The organism is Caulobacter mirabilis, assembly GCF_002749615.1.
GTDB lineage: Bacteria > Pseudomonadota > Alphaproteobacteria > Caulobacterales > Caulobacteraceae > Caulobacter > Caulobacter mirabilis.
The window spans coordinates 3,109,948-3,124,140 of record NZ_CP024201.1 but is presented as its reverse complement, the minus strand read 5'-3'; the positions used below and the strand labels follow the sequence as shown (position 1 = coordinate 3,124,140).

Genomic DNA, 14,193 nt, shown 5'->3' with positions numbered 1-14,193 from the left:
TGCGGCGCAAGATCATGCCCGTCGACGGCGGGGCGTCAGAAGACGCGCGGCGAGGGGCCGATCTCCAGCGGTCCCAGCGTAGCCTTGCCGTCCCTCAGGACCACCGTGCCGCCCAGAGCCTGGACCCCGCTGTCGGCGTCCTTGAGCTTGGCCTTCAGCTCGCCCTGCAGCCGGCCGTCGTCGCCGACGCGCAGCGGGCCGCCCTCGGCGGTCAGCAGGGCGTCGCCGCCCCGAATCGAGGCTTCGCGCACGGTGACCACGCCGCCGGCCTGGTCCCAGTTCCGCGCCGCTTCGCGCCAGCTCGGGCCGTCGAAGGCCGCCATCCGCGCCAGGACCAGATCCCAGGTGACGGTGACCGGCTTGCCCTGGGCCACCCGCTCGGGCAGGCCGGTCAGGCGCAGCTTGGCCCGGTCGAGCTTGAACAGCACGCCGCCCTGGTCGTTCGGCCCCGGCCGCAGGTGCAGCTGCAGGCCCTCGGCGGTCTCGATCGGATAGGGCTTGGCGCCGGGAGAGGCGGTGAAGGTCAGGTCGACGCCCTCGACGGACAGCCGCGGCGGGCGCTGGTCCAGCCCGGCCAGGCTGGCGCGCAGGGCCTTGGCCTGGACGACCACCGGACCGCCCTCTGGGCGGCCGAGAGTCAGGCCCCTGGGCAGGACGGCGACCCAGTGGTCCAGCCGGTAGATCCAGGCTTCGGCCTTGACCTCGTCGGCGGACACGGCCCAGCCCGACGGCTCGGCGATGCGGGCGTCCTGAAGCGTCACGTCCAGCCGGAACGGGAAGCCGCCGACCCTCCGCTCGCGCCAGGCGATGTCGTAGCCGGCCTTGCGCAGCTGGGCGACGCCGGCGTCCATGCGGCCGACCGCTTCGCCGCGCAGCCAGAACCAGCCGATCGACCAGCCGACGATCACGAGGATCATTAGAAGCCAGGGCAGAAAAAGTCCGCGCCGACGGGGTTTGCGGGCGGGCTCTCGTTCAGGCAGGGTCATGGGGCGATGCGTGTTGAAAGTGGCGACGGACGAGGAATGGGCGACGGGGCGGCGGAAGACCGCTGGGTGTTCGGATATGGATCGCTCATGTGGCGGCCCGGGTTCCCGTTTGTAGACCGCCGCTGCGCCACGCTCCATGGGCGCCGGCGCGCCTTCTGCATCTATTCGGTCCATCACCGCGGCACCTACGAGCGGCCGGGGCTGGTGCTGGGCCTGGCGCCGGGCGGCTCGACCCGGGGCGTCGCCTACCGTGTGGCCGAGGCCGACTGGGAGGAGGTCTACGCCTATCTCCGCGAGCGCGAGCAGCCGACCGAGACCTATTTCGAGGCTTGGCGCGACGTGCGCGTCGATGGGAGCGGGCCGGTCCGGTCCCTGGTCTTTCTGTCGGACGTCAACCATCCGCAGTGGGCTGGGGCGTTGACCCTGGAGCAGCAGGCCGACCTGATCGCCGGCGCGCGGGGCCTGTCCGGTCCGAACGTGGAGTATCTCGCCGACCTCGTCGCCCATCTGCGCGAAGAGAATGTCCGCGACCAGGGGATGGAGCGGCTGCTGACCATGGTCGAGGCGCGGGAAGCGGCGGTTCTCGCCTAAAGGTTGAGAATGCCGTGTACGGATGAAAATGCGGCCCCATGCGGGTGACGCATGCGTCATTCTCAGGATTTCGAGAGTTTTAACCTTCGAGGGTGAATGATTGTCATGCACGCTTAAGGTGCACGACATAGGTGGTCGCCGCCCGGCGATGTTTGCCGGACGCGGCGGTTGCCGACGCGACATCGCAGCAAGGGGCGGAGTGTGATGATCAGGTTTGGCGGCGCGCGGAGCCAGTCGGCCTCCGTGGATGGTCAGCGAGTCAAGGATCTCGAGGCGCAGGTGGCGGCGATGGACCGCTCGCAGGCGGTGATCGAGTTCCAGCTCGACGGGACGGTGATCAAGGCGAACGGAAACTTCCTGCAGACGCTGGGCTACAGCCTCGACGAGATCGTCGGACGGCACCACAGCATGTTCTGTCCGCCGGACTATGCGGCCAGCCAGGACTATCGGGACTTCTGGCGGCAGCTGAACAACGGCGAGTTCTTCGCCAACAAGTACCTGCGGCATGGCAAGGGCGGCCGGGAGATCTGGATCCAGGCCACCTACAACCCGGTGATGGACGAGACGGGGCGGCCCTACAAGGTCATCAAGTTCGCCAGCGATATCACCGCGGTCGAGCTGGAGCGGATCGAGAACGATGCCCGCCGCGGCAGCGAGGAAGAGCAGAAGGCCGTGGTCTCCCATCTGGCGGACGGCCTGGGCCGGCTGGCCAAGGGCGACCTGACGGCGGAGATCGTCGTCGACTTCGCCGGCGGTTACCAGCAGCTGAAGCTCGACTTCAACGCGGCGGTGCAGAGCCTGCGCACGGCCATGGCCTCGATCAGCGACGCCACGACCGGGATCGACGCGGGATCGAACGAGATCGCCGGCGCCGCCGACGACCTGTCCAAGCGCACCGAGCAGCAGGCGGCCCGCCTTGAGGAGACCGCGGCGGCGCTGGACGAGATCACCGCCACGGTGAAGCGGTCGGCGTCCGGCGCCCAGCAGGCCGCCCAGGTGGTGAACACCGCTCGGGAGGACGCCGAGCGGTCGGGCGAGGTCGTCCGCGACGCCGTCTCGGCCATGGGCTCGATCGAAAACTCGTCGAAGGAGATCAGTCAGATCATCGGCGTGATCGACGAGATCGCCTTCCAGACCAACCTGCTGGCCTTGAACGCCGGGGTCGAGGCGGCCCGGGCCGGCGACGCCGGCCGCGGCTTCGCTGTCGTGGCCTCCGAGGTGCGGGCCCTGGCCCAGCGTTCGGCGGAGGCGGCCAAGGAGATCAAGACCCTGATCTCGGCCTCGACCCAGCAGGTCGGGCAGGGGGTTCAACTGGTCGGCAAGACCGGCGAGGCCCTGGTCGCGATCGTGAACAAGGTGGCGGAGATCCAGGGCCTGGTCGGCGAGATCAGCGCTTCGGCGCAGGAGCAGGCCACGGCGCTGGCGGACATCAACGAGACCGTCAACCAGATGGACCAGATGACCCAGCAGAACGCCGCCATGGTCGAGGAAAGCACGGCGGCGGCCCGGTCCCTGATGAGCGAGGCCAACCAGCTCAGCGAGCTGGTGGCCGGCTTCCAGGTCGGCGAGGCGACCGCGCCGCGCGTCCAGCGCGCCCGGCCGGCTCCGGTCGCAGCCGTCAGGCCTGTCGCCGCGACGCAGAGGGCCTCCGCTCCGGCCGAGAACCCGGTCCACAGGGCGCGCGCCAAGGTCGCCGCCTACGCCAACGGCGGATCGGCCGCCGCCGCGGTCAACGAGTGGGAAGAGTTCTAGGAGGGCGCCATGACGGACACGACCCAGGACGCCGTCGAGCTCATTTCCTTTGAGATCGGCGGCCAGGAGTTCTGCATCGACATCAGCGTGGTGCGTGAAATCCGCGGCTGGAGCGTCGCCACGCCGATGCCCCAGTCCCCCGAGTTCGTGCACGGGATCATCAACCTGCGCGGCTCGATCATGCCGGTGATCGACCTGCGCGCCCGCCTGGGGCTGGGGGCGACCGAGCCGTCCTCCCGCCATGTGATCGTGGTGGTCCAGGACGCCGATCGCTGCGCCGGCCTGCTGGTCGACGGAGTGCAGGAGACCTTCACGGTCGAGGCGACCCTGCCGCAGGCGGCGCCGGAGCTGGGCGCCACCGTCGACGAGCGGTTCGTCGACGCGATCATCCCGATGGACGGGCGGATGATCAGCCGCCTGATCGTATCCCGCCTGATGCCCGACGGGCCCAGAGCGGAAGCCGCGTAGCGTAGGCGTAGCGTAAGTCCTCCCGACTCGAGGCCCGGCGTGTCCGGGCCTCTTCTTTGTCGGGGCGTCTCCTTGCCGGAGGCCTAGGCGGCGTCGGCGATCCGGACGGTCTCCGAGACGCGACGTCCGATCGCGCGAGCGATCTCGAGGCGCGCCGCCGGGCTCTCGGAGTCGAGCAGCAGCTCGGAGGTGATCACCGGGGCGCCGCAGTAGTCGAAGATGCCGTGGTCGATCTGGGTCTTCATGGCGCCGAAGTAGCCGTGGCGGGCGTAGGTCCGCTGACTGCCGCCGCCGATCGCCACCAGATGCACCGGCAGGCGACGGAGGCGCTTCACCGTCCGGCCGTCAGCGCCTTCGTCATAGGCCCAGCCGTTGGCGAACACCCGGTCGATCCAGCCCTTCAGCAGCCCTGGCATCGACCACCAGTAGACCGGATAGACCAGCACCAGCGCGTCGGCCCGATCGAGCCGCGCCTGCTCGGCTGCGACGTCGGCGGAGGGCGGCGCTTCCCGGAGATGCACCGCATGGTCGACGGCCGTGAACCGCGGATCGAAGCCCTCGGCGCTCAGGTCGGCGATTTCGACCGTCGCGCCCGGCGCGGTCAGCACGCCCTCGGCGACCTGGGCGACGACGGCGTGGGTGAAGGACTGCGGGTCGGGATGGGCGACGACGACGAGCGCATGCATGAGGCTGGGTCCTGTGCCGGTTTGCGAAGCGGGGGCTGGGCGGCTATATACGTTTGGTAGTTACGATTGGTACATAGTGATGCCCCAGGCCCGCACAAGAGACCCCTCGGATGATCGCAAGCCGCGTGTGCGGCTGACCCGGGACCAGCGCCGCGAGCAGCTGCTGGAGGTCGCCTGGCGGCTGACGCGGGAGGAGGGAACCGACGCCCTGACCCTGGGCCGCCTGGCGCAGGCGGCCGGCGTCGCCAAGCCGGTGGTCTACGACCACTTCGGCGAGCGGAACGGCCTGCTGGCGGCGCTGTATCGCGACTTCGACGCTCGCCAGACGGCGCTGATGGACGCCGCGATCGAGGCGAGCAAGCCCACGCTGGCGGACCGCGCCGCGGTCATCGCCTCCTCCTATGTCGACTGCGTGCTACTGCAGGGACGGGAGATCCCGGGCGTGATCGCGGCCCTGGCCGGCTCGCCCGAGCTGGCGCGGATCAAGCGCGACTACGAGGCGGTGTTCATCGAGAAGTGCCGGGCGGTCCTGGCGCCCTTCGCCGGAGCCGGCGACATCGCCCGGCCGGGCCTTTGGGCCATGCTCGGCGCCGCCGAGGCCCTGTCGAACGCCGCCGCGATCGGAGAGATCACCGCCGGCCAGGCGAAGGGCGAGCTCTACGCGACCATCCAGGCGCTGGTCGCGCGAAACGGACCCTAGATCCCCTCGGCGACCAGGGCGTTGGAGGCGCCTTCGATACGGGCCTCCAGTTCGCGCATGAATTCGCCGCGCTTCAGGCCGGCGGGGATGGGCTCGAGGAACTCGAACACGATCGTGCCGGGATGACGCAGGAAGCCGTGCGCCGGCCAGTGGACGCCGGTGTTCAGGGCCAGCGGGATCACCGGCATCTCCAGCTCGCGATAGAGGGCGGCGATGCCGGGCTTGTAGTCGGGCTCCTCGCCGGGCGCCTTTCGGGTGCCTTCCGGGAAGATGACCAGCTGGCGGGCGGCCGTGAAGCGGTCCTTGGCGTCGGCGACCAGCTTGCGCAGGGCGGCCGAATGGCCTTCGCGGTCGACCACGATCATGCCGCCCTTGGCCGCGTACCAGCCGAAGAAGGGGATGATCATCAGCTCCTTCTTCAGCACGAAACAGGCGTCCGGCAGGAAGGCGAAGCTGCCGAAGATGTCGAACATGCACTGGTGCTTGGCCGCGATCAGGGCGCCGCCCTTCGGCAGGTTCTGACGGCCGCGCACCTCGACCTTGATCCCGCAGATCAGCCGCAGGCACAGGGTGACGCCCTTGCCCCAGACCGACAGGGTCGCGGTCGTCCAGCGCCGCGGCGCCAGCAGCAGCGGCGTCATGATGATCGCGACGATCGTCGACATCACATAGAAGACGACCATGAAGGCCAGCGACCGGATCCAGATCAAGATGTAGCGTCCTTCGTCGCCGGCGAAGCGGCCGGCTCGTCTTTCGGTCCCAACGACAAGAAGCCTTCCCGCGTCAGAATCGCCAGGTACTTGCAGTACTCCACCGTGAGGCGACGCGCATCGCCCGCCTTGCGCCACCAGTGACGGACGTCGACGGGGCCGGTGACGACCGGATACTCGACGAGGGTCGCCTCGGGCATGGCGGCGCGGATCTCCAGGATCGACCGCGGCATGTGGTAGTCGGAGGTCACCACGATCAGGCGCTTGTAGCCCTTGCCGCGCGCCCACTTCGCGATCTCATCGGCGTTGCCGATGGTGTTGGCGGCCGTATAGCCCAGGTCCACGCAGCAGTCGTAGACGTCCTTCACCGCGCCGGTGATGGCCCGGATGTCGGCTCGGCTGGCCTCGCGGTTGACGCCGGAGATCAGCAGGCGCTCGGCCTTCTCGCGCTCGAGGAGGCGGACCGCCGCTTCCAGGCGTAGGTCCGAGGCGCCGGTCAGCGCCACGATCGCCTCGGCGGCGGCCGGCTCCGGCGGTGGGGTCGAACGCTCCACGCGTTGGGCGAAGGCCAGCAGGCCCGCCGCCCAGATCAGCACAACGACGAAAACAGCGGCGAGACTCCTCACGCCAGCTCTCCGATCAGCCCCCGTGCGGCCAGACGGGCGGCCACCGCCGCGATCAGCGCCGCCAGGATAGGGGCGGGGGAGACCGCGAGCAGGTCCGTCCAGGCGACCGGCAGGACGGGCGTCAGGCCATGCCCGCCGCCGACCAGTCTGGCCAAGGCGCCGATGATGGCGGCCCCTGCGGCGCCGAACAAGCCCGCCAGGGCGGCGACTTTGGCGAAACGGGTCTGGAACAGCCGGACGACGAACTTCGCCTGGGCGCCGGACAGATGCAGGACCTCGACCGTTTCGCGATGCGCGGCCATGGCCGCGCGGGTGGCGAAGGCGATCACCGCTCCCGCGGCCGAGGCGATGAGCAGGAAGACGCCGAGCGCCGACCAGCGGGCGATCCCCGCCGAGCGCTCGATATCGGCGATCCACAGGCTGTGGTCGTCGACCGTGGCGTCGAGGCCGGCGGCCTTCAGCGCCTTGTCCAGGGCCGCGGCGCTGGCCGGGTTCTCTTCGCGCAGCTCCAGCGTGACCAGCCGCGGGATGGGCAGGTCGTCGATCAGGGCCTCACGGCCCAGCCAGGGCTCGAGCAGAGCCTCGGCCTTGGCCTTCTCCAGCGCGCGGGCCTCGACCACGCCGGGCACGCCGGCCAGGGTCTCGGCGGCGCGGGCCGCGGCGGCCTCCGGCGTCTCGGCGCCGCTGGCGCGGACGACGACCGTGGCCGAGCCGGTCAGCTGGCTGGTCCAGCCATGCGCGGCGCGGTTGGCGGCCAGGGCGCCGATGGCGGTGACGCAGGCGAGGAAGCAGAGCACCGCCACCACGAAGATCAGCGACCCGTCGCGCGGATCGCGGCGCGGTAGCAGCGGCGCGGGCTTCCAGCGGCCGACGTCGAACAGCACGCTCATTCCGCCGGCTCCCCGTCCGCCCGCCCTCTGGCGCCGCGGCCGTAGGCCTGCAGGCGTCCCTTGTCGAGGTGCAGCACCGGTTGACCGGAGCGGGCGACCAGGTCCTCGTCATGGCTGGCGATCAGCACCGTGGTGCCCAGCCGGTTGAGCTCGACGAACAGCTTCAGGATGCGCAGGGCGTGGGCGTCGTCGACGTTACCGGTCGGCTCGTCGGCGAGCAGGATGTCGGGCCGACCGACCACGGCGCGGGCGATGGCCAGCCGCTGCTTCTCGCCGCCGGACAGGGTGGGGGGCAGGGCGTGCATCCGCTCCTTCAGGCCGACCCAGCCCAGCAGTTCGGCGACGTCGTGCCGGTACTCGTCGGGCTTCTCGCCGCCGATGCGCAGGGGCAGGGCGACGTTGTCGAAAGCCGACAGATGGTCGAGCAGGCGAAACTCCTGGAACACCACGCCGATGCGGCGCCGCAGGAACGGCCGGTCGTTGGGATGCACGGCCTCCACGTCGCGGCCGAACAGCTCGATGGTCCCGCGGGACTGGCGTTCGGCCAGGTAGATCAGCTTCAACAGGCTGCTCTTGCCAGCGCCCGAGGGGCCGGTGAGGAAGTGGAAGCTGCCTGGGGCCAGCTCGAACGAAACGTCCTTCAGCACCTCGGCGGCGCGGCCATAGCGCATGCCCACGCCGTCGAGGCGCAGGATGGGTCCGGCGATGGGCTCGCCAGCGAGGGCGGCGTCGGGGTTTCTGGACATGAGAGCCGAAATCGGCGACCTCGGTAGGAGGAGCGGGAGCGTCCGATTCGCTGGCATGATACTGACCTGTCCTGACTGCGCCACCCGGTATTTCGTCCCGGACGACAAGGTCGGCCCGACGGGGCGGACCGTGAAATGTTCGGCCTGCGGAACCCGCTGGAGCGCCCAGCCCGAAGCCGACCTCGAGCTCTTCGTCGATCCCAACGGCGCCCAGGCGCGCGAGCCCTCCGAGGCCAAGCCGGACGAGGCGCCGGTCAGCGCGCTGCCCGGCGAGGAGCTGCCCAAGGTCTTTCGCCAGAAGGCGACCAACGAGCGCCGCGTCCGCGAGGCGGCCACGGCCGGCGTGGTCTGGGCCGGAATGGGCGTGGCCCTGGTCGCCATCGTGGCGGCGGCCGTCGTCTTCCGGGGCAAGGTGGTCGACATCTGGCCGACCAGCGCGGCGGCCTATGCGGGCGTCGGGTTGCCGGTGAACCGGGTCGGCCTGACCCTCGAGGAGGTGCGGGCCGAAGCCGCCCTCCAGGACGGCCACGCCGCCCTGGTGGTCTCCGGGATCATGCGCAACGTCGAGGACCGCCCGGTCAAGGCGCCGCCGCTGCGCATCGAGCTGCTGAACCGCGAGGCCAAGGTGGTCCGCGCCCAGCTGTCGACGCCCGCCGATCCGATCATCCCGCCGGGCGAGACCCGGCATTTCGCGGTTTCGCTGCTCGATCCGCCAACCTCGGCGGTGGGGCTCGACATCGGCTTCGAGTTGGCCAAGGGCGCCAAGGGCGAACCGGCCCACGCGCCTCAGGTCGAGGCCAAGAAGACCAAGGTGGCGCTGCGCGGGGCCGTCCAGCCCTCTCCGGTGCCGCCGGCGGCGACCACCGACGCCCAGCCGCTGCCGGCGGATTCGCCCTACGCCCTGCCCGCGGAGAGCCATTGATGAGCGATGTCCCGCCCACCGTGCTGCTGACCGAAGCGGAGATCGCCGACCGGGTGGCCGAGGTCGCCGCCCGCATCGCGCCGGTCATCGACGACGAGACGGCCATGGTCTGTCTTCTGACGGGCGGCATCTGGTTCGCCGCGGATCTGACCCGGGCGCTGGGCCGGCTCGGCCGGTTCGTGAAGTTCGACGCCCTGTGGCTGTCGTCCTATCGGGACGAGCGCCAGAGCTATGGCCGCTGCGAAGTGCGCGCCGACCTGCAGCGGCCGGTGCTGAACCGCAAGGCGCTGATCGTCGACGACGTCTTCGACACCGGCCTGTCGCTCAGCGAGGCGGCCCGGCTGGTCCGCGACGCCGGCGCCAGCGAGGTGCTGACGGCGGTGTTCGCGCGCAAGCCCTGGCCGACCGACCGCGCCATCCAGCCCGACTTCGTCGCCTGGGAGGCGCCGGCGCGGTTCCTCGTCGGCTACGGCATGGACGTTGCCGGCGGCATGCGCGGCCTGCCCTACATCGGGGCGATGGACTAGGGGCCGCCCTCTGCTCGGTCGTCCCGGCCTTCGCCGGGACGCACGGGGTTGAAGCCGCCTAGTGGCCGGCGATCTGCAGCCGGTTCCAGAGATTGATCATCGCGATCTGCGAGGTGATCGCGGCGATCTCGCGGTCGCTGAAGTGCTCGCGCAGGGTCATTCGCAGCGGGGCCAGGTCGGCGGTCGTATCGATCAGGGTCAGGGCTTCGACCCAGGCCAGCGCCGCCTTCTCGGCCGGCGAGAAATCGCTCATGTGACGCCAGGCCGTGAGGCGGTGCAGGCGATCGTGGGTGTCGCCGTCCTCCAGCGCTTCGTGGACGTGCATCTTGATGCAGAAGACGCAGCCGTTGATCTGCGACGCGCGCAGGGTCAGCAGGTGGCGCAGCTTCGGATCCAGGCCGGCGCCGCTGATCGCGGTCTGGGCGGAGATGAAGGCCTGGAAGACTTCGGGCAGGTTCTTCTGCGGGTGGGCGGCGGCGGTCGCGGTCATCGGATGTCTCCATCGGTTGGGGTTCGATGATGAGACGAGGCGACCGGCGCGGTTGTGACATGGGATGTGCGTGAACTGTGGGGACAGGCTCCCGCAGGGTGCGTGTCCCCGCGCACTCGGCCGGCGGGGGACACGCACCTTCGGAGCATGTCCCCCATCAAGCGGCCTCCTAGTCCCCGAACCCCAGGAACACCGCCGCCTCGTCGACCGACTTGCGACGCGAGACCACCGCGTTGGCCGGGAACTCGTCGTCCGGCCAGCCCATGGCGACGCAGATCATGATCACCTGGTCGTCCGGGATGCCGGCGTGCTCGCGGACCACGGGCGACTGCATGATCCCCTGGCTGTTGATCACGCAGCCCAGGCCGCGCGACCAGGCGGCGTTGACCAGGGCGTTGGTGACCGCGCCGCAGTCGAAGGGCGCGATGTCGCCGCCATGGATGGAGCGGTCGTAGGTCACCACGATGGAGACCGGCGCGTCGAACTGGCGGAAGCCGCGCATGACCCAGTCGGTGCGTTTCTCCTTGTCCTCCCGGGCGATGCCCATGGCGGCGAACAGCTGCTTGGCGATCTCGACCTGCCGCTCGCGATGGGCGCCGGCGTATTCGCCATGGATACGGAACTCGCGGGAGTGGGGCACGCCGGCCAGGTTGCGCTGGGTGTTGCCGGCCCGGATGCGGTCCAGCGGCTCGCCGGTCAGGACGTAGAAGTTCCAGGGCTGGGTGTTCAGCGACGACGGGGCCCGCATGGCGATGTCGATGACTTCGCGGATCAGGGCCCTGGGGACCGGGTCCGGCTTGTAGCCCCGGATGCTGCGGCGCCCGACGACGACCTCCTCGTAGCTCATGGACATGGTTCGGGTTCCCGTTGTGGACGGGACATCGCAGCCGGGCGCCCCCGCGGCGGTCCACGAAAAAGAACTTTACATTACAAAGTGCATTGCGCATGCTTGTGTCATCGAGGCTGTCGGCCAGGAGGGCCGTGACATGACGGAAGACAACATTCAGGCGCTGAAGGACGACATCGCCTTCATGCGCGCGCTCGCCCAGGAGGGCAGCTCCGCGCCGCTGCTGTTTGGCGGCGTCCTCTTCTCGGCCGGGCTGATCTTCGGGGCCGGAGCTGTGGGGCACTGGCTGATCGCCAGCGGCGTCCTGAAGGTCTCGGGCTGGGCCTATCTGATCAACTGGAGCCTCGCGGGCGTGGCGTTCGGCGTGGTGATGAGCGTCATCCTGAATCGCTCCAAGGGGCGGCCGGGCTACAGCGCCGGGGTCAACAAGGCGACCGGGGTCGCCTGGTCCGGGGTCGGGTTCGCCATCTTCACCCTCTTCCTCGGCCTGACGGTGATCGGGCTGGTCTCCGGGAACTGGGCCGCGATGGCGGTGATTCCGGTGGTGATCTTCGCCCTCTACGGAACCTGCTGGTTCATCGCCGGCGCGCTGAGCAACACCGGCTGGATCAAGGGCGTGGCCTTCGCCAGCTTCGCAGCGGCGGTGGGCATGGCGGCCCTGACGGGGAATCCCTATCAGATGCTCGCCTACGCGGCGGGGCTGATTCTGCTGGCCACCCTGCCGGGCCTGATCCTGATGCGCCAGGAACCCGCGGACATCGTTTAGGGAGCGGACCGATGGACGACTTCGACATCGACCGCATCGACGAGGTGATCCACGGACGTCTGAGGCTGGGCGTGATGGCCTATCTCGCCGGATCGGGATCGGCGGACTTCAACACCCTCAAGGGCAGGCTCCAGGCCACCGACGGCAACCTGTCGGCTCACCTGAGGAAGCTGGAGGACGCCGGCTATGTCGCCGTCGAGAAGGGGTTCGTGGGACGAAAGCCGCTGACCACCCTGACCATCACCGATGACGGGCGGAAGGCCTTCGCGACCTACCTGGAGGCGATCGGGCGGCTGGTGGAAACACAGCGCTAGACGGCCGAAGGCGGCGGGCCAGGGGCCGCCGCCTCACTTTGGTCCGGCGCCGGACGGAGGTGAGCCCGCGCCCGCAAACGCTTGTTCGATATCGGCAATCCGAACTGATGATCTTCGGCGGAAGCCCTGTCCCGTCGAACCCTGCCGCGACGTCATGTTGCACCGCAATTGAAACAGGGGTCTCGAAACTGTATATCCCCTGCCTCTCAACGGCGGCCTTGTGTGTGCGGCGCCGCGATCCTACCCACGATTGCAGGTTGTAGACGCCATGCTGCTGACCATGATGAAGGCCAAGCTGCACCGCGCCACGGTGACCCAGGCCGATCTCGACTACGAAGGTTCGATCGCCATCGATCGCGATCTTCTCGACGCTTCCGGCATCCTGCCGAACGAGCAGGTCGATGTGCTGAACATCACCAACGGCGCCCGCTTCACCACCTACGCCATCGAGGCCCCGCGCGGGTCCAAAGTGATCGGCGTCAACGGCGCGGCCGCCCGTCTGGTCCAGAAGGGCGACAAGGTGATCGTCGTCACCTACTGCCAGATGCCGGCCGAGGAGGCCCGCAACTACAATCCCAGCGTCGTCCTGCTGGACGAAGGCAACGAGCCCAAGCGGGCCGCCTAAGCTCCAATTGAGTTGGGGTCGCTAAGCGCGCAAACTCCGGGTTCAACGCCTGGAGTTTCGATCGTGCGCCGCCTTGTCCTCGTCCTGCCAGTCCTGAGCTTGCTCGCCGCCTGCGACCCGGCGCCGAAGGGGACAGACCTCGCCAAGCTCGATACGGAAGTCGCCGGCGCCGTCGGCGATCCGAGCACCTGCGTGCTGCTGGTCGAGAAGGGCACGGCGAAAGTCGTCTACCGCTACGGGACGCACGCCAACTGCGGTCGGCCGCTGCCGTCCTGCAACACGCCCGGATCGCTGAACGCCGACGAGCTGGCCAAGCTGGCCGCCAAGGGCGACGAGCGCACGATCAGCTGCGACAGCGGCGAGGATCGGGTGGCCTGGGCCTCGGGCGCGGTTCCCAAGAGTCCGGGCGCCCAGCACGGCGACCTGGCCTACGCCGCCCTGATGGTCGGCCCCGGCGTCCTGCCTGGGCGCGAGATCAAGATCCGGCTGGAGGCCGCGCTAGTCCGGGCCGGAATGTAGAAAAGGGGAGCGGGCGAACCCGCTCCCCTAAGAAGCGCTGCTTCCGAAGAAGCCCTACTTCACCAGTTCGAACTGGGCCGTGATGTCGACCCGGACCTTCAGTTCGCCGGCCTCGACCGGAGCGCCGCCGTCGGCGGCCTTCTCCATGCGGGCGTAGGCCATCATCGGCATCGGCGGGGGCGGGGCGTAGCCGCCGCCTTCCGACAGGTTGACCAGGCGTGCGACGCGGTAGCCGGTGGCCTTGGCGTAGAGGTCGGCCTTGGCCTGGAGGGCCTTCACCGCCTGGAGCCGGGCGGCGTCCTCGGCCGCGTCGCTGTTCTGCAGCCCAAAGCCGATGCCGCCGATGTTGGTGGCGCCGGAGGTCACCGCGGCGTCGACCGCCTGGCCCAGCTTGGCCAGGTCGCGGACCACGATGGTCACCTGGTTCGACGCCTGATAGCCGGTCAGCTTCGGCGGCTGGTTTTCCTGATAGTGGTACTGCGGGTTCAGGTTCAGGCTGCTGGTCTGGATGTCGCGATCGGCGATGCCGCCCTTCTTCAGGGCCGCGATCACCTGGTTCATCTTGGCCGTATTGGCCTTCATCGCATCGGCGGCGGTGGCGCCGTCGGTGGTCACGCCCAGGGTGATGGTCGCCTGGTCCGGACGGACGCGGGTTTCGCCGAAGGCGGCGAGGTTCAGCGTGGTGGCTTGGAACATCGATTCGGCTCGAGCAGGGGCGGCGGCGGTCTGGGCGACAGCGGGAAGGGCCGTCGCGGTGATCAGGGCCCCGACGGCGGCGGCCCGCAAGAAGGCTTTCATGTTTTTCTCCAACGCGGACGCTTGATCGCGTCCGTTGAGGGGGCTTTTGACAGAACGCACATGAACCGGACCTGTAAGCGGCGTTCGGTTCATGGTAACGCGCCAACTGTGCTTCGGGGGCCCGTAGCTCAATGGTTAGAGCCGGCCGCTCATAACGGCTTGGTTGGGGGTTCGAGTCCCTCCGGGCCTACCAACCCCTAGCGCAAACCCTTATGGCGCAAGGGGTAGGG

At 69.5% G+C, this 14,193-nt stretch carries 19 protein-coding genes and 1 tRNA gene; 11 read left to right on the top strand and 9 right to left on the bottom strand.

The window, feature by feature from the left end:
• Positions 1–35: 35 nt before the first annotated feature.
• Positions 36–917 (bottom strand): DUF2125 domain-containing protein, encoded by an 882-nt coding sequence (locus CSW64_RS14970; protein ID WP_172448585.1) that lies wholly within the window; start codon positions 915–917, stop codon positions 36–38.
• A gap of 105 nt (positions 918–1,022) precedes the next feature.
• Between CSW64_RS14970 and CSW64_RS14965 the strand changes: the two genes are divergently transcribed.
• From CSW64_RS14965 to CSW64_RS14955, 3 genes are all read left to right on the top strand, one after another.
• Positions 1,023–1,577, top strand: a complete 555-nt coding sequence (locus CSW64_RS14965; RefSeq protein WP_099624278.1) for a gamma-glutamylcyclotransferase — start codon at positions 1,023–1,025, stop codon at positions 1,575–1,577.
• 204 nt (positions 1,578–1,781) lie between these two features.
• The gene (locus CSW64_RS14960; protein WP_099622851.1) at positions 1,782–3,329 is read left to right on the top strand and encodes a methyl-accepting chemotaxis protein; all 1,548 of its coding nucleotides are present in this window, start codon (positions 1,782–1,784) and stop codon (positions 3,327–3,329) included.
• Positions 3,330–3,338: 9 nt separating this feature from the next.
• A complete protein-coding gene (locus CSW64_RS14955; protein ID WP_099622850.1) occupies positions 3,339–3,797 on the top strand; it encodes a chemotaxis protein CheW in 459 nt (152 codons plus the stop codon).
• Positions 3,798–3,880: 83 nt separating this feature from the next.
• On the opposite strand, the gene CSW64_RS14950 is transcribed toward CSW64_RS14955, so the two are convergent.
• Positions 3,881–4,483 (bottom strand): NAD(P)H-dependent oxidoreductase, encoded by a 603-nt coding sequence (locus CSW64_RS14950; protein WP_099622849.1) that lies wholly within the window; start codon positions 4,481–4,483, stop codon positions 3,881–3,883.
• Positions 4,484–4,610: 127 nt separating this feature from the next.
• Here CSW64_RS14950 and CSW64_RS14945 point away from each other — a divergent pair, with 127 nt between their 5' ends.
• Positions 4,611–5,183, top strand: a complete 573-nt coding sequence (locus CSW64_RS14945; RefSeq protein ID WP_216361185.1) for a TetR/AcrR family transcriptional regulator — start codon at positions 4,611–4,613, stop codon at positions 5,181–5,183.
• On the opposite strand, the gene CSW64_RS14940 is transcribed toward CSW64_RS14945, so the two are convergent.
• Genes CSW64_RS14940 through ftsE form a run of 4 tightly spaced genes read right to left on the bottom strand, consistent with a single transcriptional unit; the run spans position 5,180 to position 8,155 of the window.
• A complete protein-coding gene (locus CSW64_RS14940) occupies positions 5,180–5,893 on the bottom strand; it encodes a lysophospholipid acyltransferase family protein (RefSeq protein ID WP_099622848.1) in 714 nt (237 codons plus the stop codon). The genes CSW64_RS14945 and CSW64_RS14940 overlap by 4 nt on opposite strands.
• Positions 5,890–6,519: a YdcF family protein gene (locus tag CSW64_RS14935; protein WP_099622847.1), complete on the bottom strand. Its 630-nt coding sequence runs from the start codon at positions 6,517–6,519 to the stop codon at positions 5,890–5,892. Before CSW64_RS14935 ends, CSW64_RS14940 begins: the two co-directional genes overlap by 4 nt.
• Complete coding sequence (locus CSW64_RS14930; RefSeq protein ID WP_099622846.1) at positions 6,516–7,409, bottom strand: cell division protein FtsX; 894 nt, start codon at positions 7,407–7,409, stop codon at positions 6,516–6,518. The genes CSW64_RS14935 and CSW64_RS14930 overlap by 4 nt, the downstream gene beginning before the upstream one ends.
• Complete coding sequence (gene ftsE, locus CSW64_RS14925; RefSeq protein ID WP_172448584.1) at positions 7,406–8,155, bottom strand: cell division ATP-binding protein FtsE; 750 nt, start codon at positions 8,153–8,155, stop codon at positions 7,406–7,408. The genes CSW64_RS14930 and ftsE overlap by 4 nt, the downstream gene beginning before the upstream one ends.
• Positions 8,156–8,210: 55 nt before the next feature.
• Between ftsE and CSW64_RS14920 the strand changes: the two genes are divergently transcribed.
• Together CSW64_RS14920 and CSW64_RS14915 are read left to right on the top strand one after the other, a co-directional pair.
• Complete coding sequence (locus tag CSW64_RS14920) at positions 8,211–9,077, top strand: MJ0042-type zinc finger domain-containing protein (protein ID WP_172448666.1); 867 nt, start codon at positions 8,211–8,213, stop codon at positions 9,075–9,077.
• Complete coding sequence (locus tag CSW64_RS14915) at positions 9,077–9,604, top strand: phosphoribosyltransferase (RefSeq protein WP_099622844.1); 528 nt, start codon at positions 9,077–9,079, stop codon at positions 9,602–9,604. The genes CSW64_RS14920 and CSW64_RS14915 overlap by 1 nt, the downstream gene beginning before the upstream one ends.
• A 58-nt stretch (positions 9,605–9,662) precedes the next feature.
• On the opposite strand, the gene CSW64_RS14910 is transcribed toward CSW64_RS14915, so the two are convergent.
• Both CSW64_RS14910 and CSW64_RS14905 read right to left on the bottom strand, forming a co-directional pair.
• On the bottom strand, positions 9,663–10,094 hold the full coding sequence (locus tag CSW64_RS14910; RefSeq protein ID WP_099622843.1) for a carboxymuconolactone decarboxylase family protein: 432 nt from the start codon (positions 10,092–10,094) through the stop codon (positions 9,663–9,665).
• A 169-nt stretch (positions 10,095–10,263) separates the two neighbouring features.
• On the bottom strand, positions 10,264–10,947 hold the full coding sequence (locus tag CSW64_RS14905; RefSeq protein ID WP_245863721.1) for a nitroreductase: 684 nt from the start codon (positions 10,945–10,947) through the stop codon (positions 10,264–10,266).
• Between the two features lie 133 nt (positions 10,948–11,080).
• Here CSW64_RS14905 and CSW64_RS14900 point away from each other — a divergent pair, with 133 nt between their 5' ends.
• The 4 genes from CSW64_RS14900 to CSW64_RS14885 all read left to right on the top strand — a co-directional run bounded on the left by CSW64_RS14900 (position 11,081) and on the right by CSW64_RS14885 (position 13,165).
• On the top strand, positions 11,081–11,707 hold the full coding sequence (locus tag CSW64_RS14900; protein WP_099622842.1) for a hypothetical protein: 627 nt from the start codon (positions 11,081–11,083) through the stop codon (positions 11,705–11,707).
• Between the two features lie 11 nt (positions 11,708–11,718).
• The gene (locus tag CSW64_RS14895; protein WP_099622841.1) at positions 11,719–12,021 is read left to right on the top strand and encodes a winged helix-turn-helix domain-containing protein; all 303 of its coding nucleotides are present in this window, start codon (positions 11,719–11,721) and stop codon (positions 12,019–12,021) included.
• A 268-nt stretch (positions 12,022–12,289) separates the two neighbouring features.
• Positions 12,290–12,646 carry an aspartate 1-decarboxylase gene (gene panD / locus CSW64_RS14890; protein ID WP_099622840.1) on the top strand — a complete coding sequence of 119 codons (357 nt, stop codon included), beginning with the start codon at positions 12,290–12,292 and terminating at the stop codon, positions 12,644–12,646.
• A 63-nt stretch (positions 12,647–12,709) separates the two neighbouring features.
• Entirely contained in the window at positions 12,710–13,165 is a 456-nt protein-coding gene (locus CSW64_RS14885) for a hypothetical protein (protein ID WP_099622839.1), read from the top strand.
• 54 nt (positions 13,166–13,219) lie between these two features.
• Here the strand turns inward: CSW64_RS14885 and CSW64_RS14880 are convergent, their stop codons facing one another.
• Complete coding sequence (locus tag CSW64_RS14880; RefSeq protein ID WP_099622838.1) at positions 13,220–13,963, bottom strand: SIMPL domain-containing protein; 744 nt, start codon at positions 13,961–13,963, stop codon at positions 13,220–13,222.
• Between the two features lie 117 nt (positions 13,964–14,080).
• Here CSW64_RS14880 and CSW64_RS14875 point away from each other — a divergent pair.
• A tRNA-Ile gene (locus CSW64_RS14875) sits at positions 14,081–14,156 on the top strand.
• Positions 14,157–14,193: the final 37 nt, after the last annotated feature.